Origin of the sequence: Corallococcus sp. CA049B (genome assembly GCF_003611685.1) — a bacterium.
GTDB classification, from domain to species: domain Bacteria; phylum Myxococcota; class Myxococcia; order Myxococcales; family Myxococcaceae; genus Corallococcus; species Corallococcus coralloides.
In genome coordinates, this window is sequence record NZ_RAWC01000316.1 from 1 (window position 1) to 7,791 (window position 7,791).

Sequence of the window (7,791 nt, forward strand, 5' to 3'; positions counted from 1 at the left end):
ACCCAGCCCCAGCAGGAGGACGAGGGCGGCACCGTCTCCGCCATGGCCGCGACGGCCATCACCTGGGAGGACTTCACCCGAGTCCGCACCACGACCTCCCTCACGTGCATCAGCGCCAGATACGCGCATTCGTGTGCCTTCTGCGCGAGCAACAACGACTACCAACTGGAGTACTCGAACAGCTCGTGCACCGGCCCGAACGACACCTTCAACTCGTGCATCACCTGTGACAAGGCGTGGCTCTCCGACATCCAGCCCATCTACCTGCCGGACGGTGACCTCATCAACATCATCGTCGAGCACAACGCCGCGTCGCCGGATGTGGTGGAGTTCCGACTGGAGTCCGGCTCGGCCGTGACGTGGTGGAAGCAGGTGGGCCTCGTCGGCGGCGGCGACCACTGGAAGGTGTGGAACGAGAACGGCAACTCCTGGTGCAACTGGCCCTCGGCTTCGACGGCCAACTGCAACACCAACTCGCAGTGGACGAGCATCGTGACCGACCCTGGCTCGTACTTCGTCTTCAGCAAGGCGAAGGGAATCTTCGCGGTCCCCACCGAGATGTACAAGCTCTACAACCTCGCGGACCGGCTCAGCGGCGGCGACCGCGTGACGTTCCGCTGGACCAAGGACTGACGTCCCGTCGCGACGGGGCCGCGCACCGGCCCCGCTCGCTTCAGCCGGCTCCGTCTTCTCTTGGGGGAGCCATCCCCGAGGACGGGGACCTCCCGCGTCTCTCTGGGCCCTCAAGCCCCACGAGCCCCGCAGTGTCATCCCCCTCATGAATTGCCTCTGCGAGGCCTGCGCCTGGCAGCTCGGTGAAGAAGAGGTGCGTGGTGGCGTGCGGGGAGAAGCCTTCCAGTGAGGCGCATTGGGGCTGCTTTCGGGGAGGGGGCCACACGTCCATCTCCGCCCAACGCAGCCTCCGTTGCAGCGAGTGCGCCTGGTAGGCCGCGACCAGAACAGCGCGTCAGGAGGGGCGAACCGTGGACCGCTTCCCCGGCCTTGGTTCGGGACCCAGTGGCGGCAGCTTCCAGTCCCTCGCGCCTCGCCCATGGAGGGGCTCAGTGAGCCCCTGGCTTCGTCTCCAAAATGTCTCCAAGACGGGAGGGGACTCCGGGTGACAGGTGGGACTGGCGAGGTCTGCCCCGTGGACTCGAAGTGCCCGGACTCACTCACGATTCAGCGAAGGGCATGTGCCGTCGCGGGTTTGGGGCACCCCGTGTCCACGGGTTCAAATCCTGTCTCCCCGACCATTAAAGCCCTGGAGTTTCGCGGACTTACAGCGAGATTCCAGGGCTTTTTCTTTCCCTCGGTGGACCGCCAGCAGCAGACCCGCAGCAAGCCGGGGGAATCATCTCTGGCGGCCACTGACGAGGCTCTTGGCGCTGCTCCTCATGGCCCTACGGCTGGAGACAGTGCTGATTCGCTGTGCTTGGCGCTACCAGAGGTTGGACACCCTCACCGGCGCGGGGGCGCAGCTGAACTGGGCCTCTCTGTGTGACCCGTGAATGCGGAGGACCCGGTGGTCCGCCACCGGGTCCTCTGTCCCTACGGCTGCACGGCCAGCCCCTGGCTCACAGGCCCGTGGGGTAGATGACGACGCGGTCCGAGCCACTCGTCGCGAAGAGCAGCCTGCCGTCGCGGGAGACGCGCATCCGGCCGTTTCCGAAGGCGTGGTTTCCGGTCCAGTCGAAGAGCCCCGTGCCCGGCTCGATGTCGCGCTGCTTCGTCAGGGTCGTGGCGCTGTACACATCGATGGACGGCGCCCGGTCGTTGTACGAGTACCACGCCAGATAGAACTCATCCGCGATGGGGCTGTAGACGGCGCCAATGGGCAACGTATCCGCGTACTGTCCCAGCGTGGTCTGCAGCTTGAGGGCACTGTCGTAGATGAAGAGGCCTCCGTAGGTCGGGACCGCGTACTGGGACGCCTGCCGGCTGACGGCGATCTCATAGACGAACCAGTCCGTACCCGAGCCAGCGAACGTCTGCGCATCAACCTTGAAGCGTCCCCATGCTCCGCTGGAGATGTTCGACTCCGCATAGGCAACCGTGGAGCCGTCTGCGGACGGGGCCAGCATGGTGTTCTGACGCACGTTCCTGATGGACCTGGCGGTGCCGTCCGTCAGGTTGACCTTGCGCAAGGGGACCGAGCCAGAGCCCCTGAAAGTGGACGAGACGAGGGCCTCGGTGGCGGACGTGTAGACCGCCGTGAACGTCCCCCCTTCGTAGAAGTCCAGGCTGAATTCGATCTTCTTCGACTCGCCGGTCGTGAGGTCGATCTGATGAATCCAGTTCTTGGTTTCGGTGTAGCCCGCATCTGCGACGAGGAGCCCATTTCCGTCGGGGGACAGGTCGATGCCGACGAAGGAGCCACCCGTGAGCAGCGGCGAATCGAATTGCCGCGTCACCAGGTTGTACACATGCACCAGACCACTGCCATTGGTCTCGCTGGTGGTGATGTACAGGAGATTGCGCCGGGCATCGTGGACCATGTCCCTGCGTCCGGTCACCTGGAGGGAAAGGGACGCGGGAGCGTCACAGACATCGTAGTCGCCCCACTGGCCCGTCTTGCACTCGCGGGACTGCCTGCCGAGAACACCGCAATGACGGGTCTCCACCGCCTCATCGGTGCAGACGTCCGCATCCATGCACGCCGACGCGGTCCAGGCGCCGGAGTCGCAGGTGCGACTCTGGGTGCCGCGGCCATTCGGCCCGCACACGAGCGAGTCCGAGGCACCGTCCACGCAGACATCCGGGTCCGCACAGGTCGTGGGCGTGCCCCACGCTCCTTGCGCGCAGGTCCGGCTCTGGGTGCCGCGACCGTTCAGCCCGCAGGAGGGCGAGTCCGAGGCACCGTCCACACACACATCCGGGTCCGCACAGGTCGTGGGCGTGCCCCACGCGCCCTGCGTGCAGGTCCGGCTCTGAGCGCCGCGGCCATTCAGCCCGCAGGTGAGCGCCTCAGTGGTGCTGTCCACGCACACGTCAGGGTCCACGCAGGCACCGGGCGCGCTCCACTTGCCCGCCTCACAGGTCCGGACCTGGGTGCCGCGGGCGTTCAACCCGCAGGCCAGTGATTCGGAAGCACCGTCCACGCACACGTCGGGGTCCGCGCAGGCACTGGGCGCGCTCCACTTGCCCGCCTCGCAGGTCCGGCTCTGGGTGCCGCGACCGTTCAGCCCGCAGGAGGGCGAGTCCGAGGCACCGTCCACACACACATCCGGGTCCGCACAGGTCGTGGGCGTGCTCCACCTGCCCGCCTCGCACGTGCGGCTCTGGGTGCCGCGACCGTTCAACCCACAGGCGAGCGATTCCGACGCGCCGTCCTTGCATTCGCCAGTGGGGTCCGAGCCGCAGGCTGCGAGCTGAACGCCGAGCAGGACGAGAAAGGCAATGTTTGCCCAACCCGAGAGGCGTCCCCTTCCCATGGCGAGGAATCCCCTCTCCCGGACAGCACCAGGACACGAGAACGGCTGTACAACATGATTGAAAACCATTGGCTGGCTCCCCCCTCTGGACACTGCGTCCGGGTCCCGATTGAACTCCGCGAGCCTGACCTCAGGCGCAGTACACAGCCATCTAGAACCCTGAGGAGGGTTGTCGCAAGAGTAATGGACATCCCGGACGATGACTGGAGGGCAGTCTGACAATCACCGTCCACCTCCGCGCGTGCCGGCTGTACCGAAGGTCAATTGAATGCGCACCCGCGGTGTCCGTGGCACTCCAGGCCACCGCCGGCATCTCGAAAACCCCCGACCATGCGCCTCCGATAATCCCTTGCGTCCGTATCAAAGGCGAGGAACGGCTCAGTACCCCACGTGCAGCCGTCCGGGAGGCAGCGCCGCCTCCATCCGCTTCACCTCCGGCTCCGGGACGCGGTCCAGCCCCAGCTTGAACTGCTTGAGCCGGGCGAGTGGCGCGAGTCCCCCCGGCAACGCGGACAGCTCCCCCTGGAAGAAGCCGGCGTGCGTCAGCGTCGACATCCGCCCAATCCCGTCCACCAGGACCTGGACCCGGCCCGGTGTCATCTTGAAGAAGCGCCAGAACCAGAGCTTCTTCAGCCGAGGCAGCCGCGTCAGCACCTCGGGGAAGCCCTCCAGCGCCATCGCGTCCAGATACAGCTCCTCCAGTGCCTCCAGCTCGCCGAACGCGTCTGGGAGCCGGGTGAGGTTGTTGCAGTAGCGGAGGCTCAACTTCTTCAGCGCGGGGAGGCGGCAGAGCTCCACCGGAAGCGACGTCAGCGGCAGGCTCTCCAGGCTGAGGTTCTTCAGTGCCTGCAGCTCGCCGATGCGCGGGGAAATCTCCGCGATGTCGTTGGTGTCCAGGTTGAGGCTCTCCAGCCCGGTGAGGGAGAAAACCTCCTCGGGGATGGCCTTCAGCTTCTTCTGCGCGAGCCCCAGTCGCGTCGCCTTCCCGCCCCGCGCCGCCTGCTCCTTCACGGCGGCGATGGCCTTCTCCACGGGGCCAAGCCGGGTGTCCGCCAGCAGGGGGCTCCCCGCTCGCAGCATCGTGAGGAGCCCCTTCCGGTCCACCGTCGAGTCGGTGACGTCGCCCTCGTCCTCGTCCTCCACGGTGAAGGCCCCCGGCAGGAGCGCCTCGTGCGGCTCCAGCTTCCTGCGGGGCTTCTCCGTCGCGGTGAGTTTGTCGCCCACGAGCGCGTCCACGTCCAGCGGGCCAAACACCCAGAGGTGGTGGTGCTGCTCGACGAGGGCGCGCGCCATCAGCCCACCGCCAACACAGAAGACGTCATCCCCATACGAGTCGCCGAAGAGCAGCCCCCGGATCCGGACGTTGCCCGCGATGAACATGGCGGAGAACGTCGCCACGTTCTCCGCTTCCAGATCTCCCAGCACCACCAGGAGGGTGTGGTCCGCCGCGTGGCCGTCCTCGAGCAGGCCCTTCAGCCGGACGCTGCCAGAGACAACGAGCGGCCGGGGGCCAATGACGAGCGAGTCGGCCTCCAGGTCTCCCTCGTGGAAGAGGACGCCCTTCTCGGAGACTCCCCGCCACCAGGAGGCCAGCTCGCGTCGCCATCCGGGCGTCCCCGCCGCTTCCACGTGGGCCCACACCTCTTGCGCGGAGGCATCCCTCCCCCAGTCCTGCTTCTCCACCATGTCCCGGTGCTCCCTTCCGGGAGCCATCACACCATGGAAGCGCCGCGAGGATCCCTCAGGAGCCCAGGAGGACCCGCGGCGCGACGTACAAGGGCAGGCGAAGACATCCAGCGCGAACGTCCGGCGCAGCAGTCCCGCTCAATCCAATCGCGGCGTGCGCTCCATCGTCGACTCCACCGTCATAGCCGGGGCCTCCACTGTCTTCGGACCAGGTATACGGCCTCACGTCTGCCCGGCTGCTGGAGGGGCGGCGTGTCGCGGACTACGTATGGAGCGGCCGGGGGAAGCTCGGTCCTCGTTGGGGCCACTGCCGCGCAAACCCCTTGAGCCACCTTCCCCGCGTCATGAGGGTGCCCTGGTCGCCTTCGGCCAGGAGGCCATACTGCCTGTCGAAGGTCTCGAACTCGTCCCGGCTGCCGTCCTGGAACTCGAACGTCACGAAGTAGGTGGCCCGGGCGTAGTAGCCGTCGCCCGTCTGCCGTTTGGCGACGACGCGCCCCTGCCGCGCGAGGTCGGGCTCGAGACGACGGCGACCGGAGGCGTAGAACAAGAGGGCCGCAAAGAACATGCAGGCGATGAGGAAGAGGGTGATGAGCGTTTCCATGGATTCTCCTCCGCAAGGCCTGTCCCTCGGGCCTGCTACTTTGGCAGCAACTAGAAGGTGAGGCCGGTCTTCTCGTTCTTGCAGTTGAGGTCCTCGAAGATGCGGGAGAGAGGCGTGGACTGGCTTCTCTCACCGGGCTTGCGGGTGCGCGCCCCCCGCGGTCTGTCCCTCAGGATTCCGTAGGCCGTTCCGTCCACCTGGCTGAACAGGCGCACGTCGCCCTTGTTGCCGGGGACTCCGTTGTTGAAGAAGGACTGCGCGTGGTCATCGATGAGGGAGGCCGCGCGCGGCTGGAGGCAGAGCCACGCCAGTTGCTTGGGCGAGGGGAGCCGTGCGACGGGGCGCAGGTCCTTCGGGATTGAGGCGTGACCGCGATGTGTGCGGGGCGTCGAGGGCGCCGGTCTCGTACCGCTGTGCATCAACCGGAGCAGCGTATCGGGACTCGTCGGCATGGCCAGTGGCGTGAGAAGCCTGGCTCCGGCTTCTGCTCCCGCCGTCATGCCCACCGCGCGCTGAGCCGTGGCGAGCCGATCAGCCAGGAGTCGAATACAACTCCTACATTCCCAGGAGTACTCGCCGCAACAGCCTCATGCTGGCACCGCCTGTCTCCTCGCTCTCGGATCACATGAAGTGCGGGAGAGCCATTTCCCCGAGCCAGGTGTACGAACCCTTTTGGCTGTGGCTCACGGATGATGCGGGTTTGTATGTCGCCAGGAGGCGCCCGTTCACGAGGCCCACCTCCCTCGCGTCGGTGCCGGACCAGGTGAAGCTCACGTCCTTTTGAGCCTCGGCGCCACGAGACTGGGGCAGGGATGGGCGGTTGAACGCCTGATGCGCCTTCGGGACCGCACGCGGCTCCACCAACCGATGGCTCCATCCGCCGGACGTGCCTCGAGGCGAGGAGGACTTCCTCGTTCGCCGCCACCCGCCTGGCCAGAAGCGTCTCCCCCTTGGCGGGGGTTTCCATGGAGGGAACGCAGGATGTGAACGCGAGCGGCGATGGGCGCACCTGGCCCCTGGCCGCCGCGCTGACAGGGAGGGAAAAACACATGGAGCCATCGAAGAGAGTCTCTTGTCCACGCGCGCTTGCCAGTCCGCTGACGGCGTTGGTGCTCGCCTTGGCGGCGGTGGTGCTGATGGCGCCGATTCCGCCGGATGATCCCGCCAGGGACTACTCGGAGCGCATCTTCATCGGCCAGTTCAACATGGCGGGTGGAGCCGATGAGTACGCTGGCGCTGGCCGCAAGGCGCCCGAAGCCCTGGTGCGAAGCATCAAGGGTCGCAGCCCCGAGCTGGCATTTGTCACCATCAACGAAGGCTGCAAGGACTGGTTGGACTACCTGGACGAGCAACTGCCTGACTACAACGTGCAGTTCGACCCTGTCCTCAAGAGCGACGACAAGGGCAATCTCCAACTGCAGCCATGTAAACATGGTTCCCTGTTCGGCAACGCCATCATCTATCGGAAGAACTTCTCCGACCTCCAGATGAAGTCATATGACTTGCAGAGCGGCCCGAACCGCGAGCAACGCAGGATGCTGTGTCTGAACTCGGATTCGAGACGTCTGGTTGTCTGTGCGGTCCATCTCGTCAACGGTGGGGAAAACAGGGAACAGCGAGAGCGGGAGGCGGAGCGGGCGAGAAGTGTGCTGGCCGAGAACTACGCGGGCTACACCGTGATGCTCGGCGGCGACCTGAATGACGTGCCTGGGTCCGAGGCGCTGAGCAGCTTCTATCTCTCTGACTACGGACAGGGCGCGCACGGGGCGTTCAAGGAAGTCGACAGCCCCTGCGGGGATGACATCAAGGAGCGCGATTTCTGCCGCGACGGCGAGTACACTCACGGCGAGTTACCGAATTTCGGGGGCCCGTTCGGCGAGGTGCCGAGGGACCAGTTCGGCGGCATCAATGAGAAGTTCGACTATCTCTTCGTGAGCCCCGAGGTCACCGTTCACGACGCAGATGTCACCAAGTCGCTCTACTCCGACCACGACCCGCTCTGGGCGGATGTAACGGTTACCTACCCCCATGGGGAGCATCGCAGCTCTCCACCGGCACAGCCTCCCCCGG

6 protein-coding genes are annotated in these 7,791 nt (G+C 66.1%); 2 read left to right on the top strand and 4 right to left on the bottom strand.

Translation table 11 applies throughout. From position 1 onward, the window contains the following. Positions 1-633 (top strand): hypothetical protein (locus D7W82_RS40750; RefSeq protein WP_158617797.1); only part of this gene is annotated, 633 nt, incomplete at its 5' end. A 941-nt stretch (positions 634-1,574) separates the two neighbouring features. On the opposite strand, the gene D7W82_RS37055 is transcribed toward D7W82_RS40750, so the two are convergent. The 4 genes from D7W82_RS37055 to D7W82_RS37070 form a co-directional block, all read right to left on the bottom strand. Then, positions 1,575-2,747: a YncE family protein gene (locus tag D7W82_RS37055; RefSeq protein ID WP_147439738.1), complete on the bottom strand. Its 1,173-nt coding sequence runs from the start codon at positions 2,745-2,747 to the stop codon at positions 1,575-1,577. A gap of 1,062 nt (positions 2,748-3,809) precedes the next feature. Continuing rightward, on the bottom strand, positions 3,810-5,117 hold the full coding sequence (locus tag D7W82_RS37060; RefSeq protein ID WP_120622798.1) for a leucine-rich repeat domain-containing protein: 1,308 nt from the start codon (positions 5,115-5,117) through the stop codon (positions 3,810-3,812). Positions 5,118-5,379: 262 nt separating this feature from the next. After that, on the bottom strand, positions 5,380-5,721 hold the full coding sequence (locus tag D7W82_RS37065) for a DUF2500 domain-containing protein (protein WP_120588443.1): 342 nt from the start codon (positions 5,719-5,721) through the stop codon (positions 5,380-5,382). A gap of 50 nt (positions 5,722-5,771) precedes the next feature. Further along, positions 5,772-6,173, bottom strand: coding sequence for a hypothetical protein (locus D7W82_RS37070; protein ID WP_147439739.1), 402 nt, complete (start codon positions 6,171-6,173; stop codon positions 5,772-5,774). A gap of 513 nt (positions 6,174-6,686) precedes the next feature. Between D7W82_RS37070 and D7W82_RS37080 the strand changes: the two genes are divergently transcribed. Continuing rightward, a partial coding sequence (locus D7W82_RS37080; RefSeq protein ID WP_147439740.1) for an endonuclease/exonuclease/phosphatase family protein occupies positions 6,687-7,791 on the top strand: 1,105 nt, incomplete at its 3' end.

Coding starts and splice junctions, on each gene's coding strand:
- D7W82_RS37060 (WP_120622798.1), bottom strand. CDS start 5,117: ATGGTGGAGAAGCAGGACTGGGGGAGGGATGCCTCCGCGCAAGAGGTG.
- D7W82_RS37065 (WP_120588443.1), bottom strand. CDS start 5,721: ATGGAAACGCTCATCACCCTCTTCCTCATCGCCTGCATGTTCTTTGCG.
- D7W82_RS37070 (WP_147439739.1), bottom strand. CDS start 6,173: ATGCCGACGAGTCCCGATACGCTGCTCCGGTTGATGCACAGCGGTACG.